This is a genomic window from Pseudomonas sp. ABFPK (assembly GCF_001586765.1).
Taxonomy (GTDB): domain Bacteria; phylum Pseudomonadota; class Gammaproteobacteria; order Pseudomonadales; family Pseudomonadaceae; genus Aquipseudomonas; species Aquipseudomonas asiatica.
This window is the reverse complement of sequence record NZ_LQXW01000071.1, coordinates 1-1805: the sequence shown is the minus strand read 5'-3', so window position 1 is coordinate 1805 and position 1805 is coordinate 1. Positions and strand designations below refer to the sequence as shown.

Here is a 1805-nt window from a genome sequence, read left to right as displayed (position 1 = left end):
CGATTACATCGAAATGTTCTATAACCCTAAACGCCGACACAGCAGTGCTATGCAGCTGTCTCCAATAGAGTATGAGAAACGCTATTTCCTGAGCTTGGAGAGTGTCTAGGAAACCAGGGGCGATTCAGATCCTTGAAGCCAGAAAGCTGGAGAAGGGTGAGCTTGAGCTACTAGGGAAAGTCGTTGAATCGGTTGTCAAAGCAAAGGGATAGGTAGAGACGCTAGCGCTGAGAGCTTGGGCTGCCAGGCTAGGCGACTGGGACGCGCTGTCTCTACATGGCCGCAGGCGGGGATAGCACCTGCTTCAGAAGATCAGGTGCGTATCCTGTTGCAGAGTCCTCGTAGCAAGCCGACGACTGTCACAGAGAGTCTTACAGACGAGCTTAAGCCGCTGCCCTACTGGTCAACCTCGCATCATAGATGGGCAATGTGGCTCGTTTTAACAGGGCTTGGACAAAGAAGTTCAACGAGTTTTTCGAGCATTTTCCCTTGCGACGCTCCAGGTAAAAGTCCCTTGAGGCTCTCCAGGCCAAGGCAGCCATTCCGAAGACTACGGCGCAGTAGATCGCAAGGATGATGCTGGTAACAGTGTAAGCTGTGAGATTGTGAAAGTATGGAGCTGCTTGCGCCTTCAGGCTCTCATTGTTGTCCAATATCCTGAACGTTGCGTTCATCGCGAGCCCGACGAAGCCAAGGGTGAAGAAGCCGCGAAACAGCTTTATGCTGAAAATGTGGTTAATGATGCTTTCACCTAGTGTTAGCGCATTTTCTTTAAAGCTTTTGCTAAGAGTAATGACTTTTTCGAGGTTCTCTACAATTTCTAAGTAGGAAGCCTCGGAGGCATTAATATGCCGCTTCAGCCAAGCACTCTTATAGTCCTCAAGCCTATTGCGGGAGTAGGTTGTCTCGCGACCCAGGATGCCATGCTTCTTGAGCATAAACTGCCGATATTCCGGCTCATATCGGCGTGCCAGTAGGTATAGAGCGATTAGCTCGAACATAGCGGCAATGAGACAGAGGGGCAAGGTGAGCTTGGAGTCTGCGACCTGAGCAGCGAAAGACCCGACCATGAAGACAACGGTTAACAGGATGAAGCCTATGGCAAGCTTATAGGTCTTTGTATTGGGGCCGGACGCAATCGTGGATGGGCCGAAGGCAAGGTTGTACTTCATTGCAACTGTTTCGATTTTTTCTAACGTTAGAATTTCCATTTTTCTCTTGTATTAAATCCATTAGTGCAGTCGTAATTCTAAATCAAAGCACTGAGTGACAGCCCTGATGAATGACTGTCCACGGCACCTTACCGCACCTCGGCATGGCTGTCAGCTCTGTATCCCATGCCGTGTGTATGTCGCCGCTACGGGCTCGAAGGGCCGCCTGCGCTTTCTGCGCAGGGGGCGAGAAGCTGGGTATCTGAGGAGTCCTTGCGAACAATGTGGTGAAGGAGGCCTAGCCCACGCCAACACTTTGCTTAGAGATGTTTGGTCTTGGTCGTTGCCTCTCGTACCCGCGCAACCTCAAAGTCTTTCTGTACCAGCTCTTTCAGGAGCTTCAACTCCTTTTTGTATTCCTCCACCGACAAACCTTCTTCCAAGCGTCGAGTAAGCTCGGCCTGGCGTTCGAAGTAGGCCTCCATTGCGCGCTGCATGTGGACAGAATTGACAGTCTCCGCATAGTCTGCGGATTCCACGCCATCCGGCCACCCAGTCCGCTCTCATCTGGCCAGGCATTCCACGGCCATCTGGCCACCTGTTCCACGGCCATCCGGCCGGGCAGTCGGAGCGCAGCGACGCAGGGGGGGCATT

3 protein-coding genes are annotated in these 1805 nt (G+C 52.2%); 1 reads left to right on the top strand and 2 read right to left on the bottom strand.

The features are described from left to right. The coding region (locus WM94_RS30330; protein WP_135199453.1) for an IS3 family transposase at positions 1–109 on the top strand (109 nt) is incomplete at its 5' end. A 274-nt stretch (positions 110–383) separates the two neighbouring features. On the opposite strand, the gene WM94_RS26700 is transcribed toward WM94_RS30330, so the two are convergent. Together WM94_RS26700 and WM94_RS29905 are read right to left on the bottom strand one after the other, a co-directional pair. Next, positions 384–1211 (bottom strand): hypothetical protein, encoded by an 828-nt coding sequence (locus WM94_RS26700; protein ID WP_028697006.1) that lies wholly within the window; start codon positions 1209–1211, stop codon positions 384–386. Between the two features lie 260 nt (positions 1212–1471). Further along, a complete protein-coding gene (locus WM94_RS29905; RefSeq protein ID WP_177342435.1) occupies positions 1472–1636 on the bottom strand; it encodes a hypothetical protein in 165 nt (54 codons plus the stop codon). Positions 1637–1805: the final 169 nt, after the last annotated feature.

Bases quoted from the DNA above. Each gene is read 5' to 3' on its own strand.
- WM94_RS26700 (WP_028697006.1), bottom strand. From the start codon at position 1,211: ATGGAAATTCTAACGTTAGAAAAAATCGAAACAGTTGCAATGAAGTAC.
- WM94_RS29905 (WP_177342435.1), bottom strand. From the start codon at position 1,636: ATGGAGGCCTACTTCGAACGCCAGGCCGAGCTTACTCGACGCTTGGAA.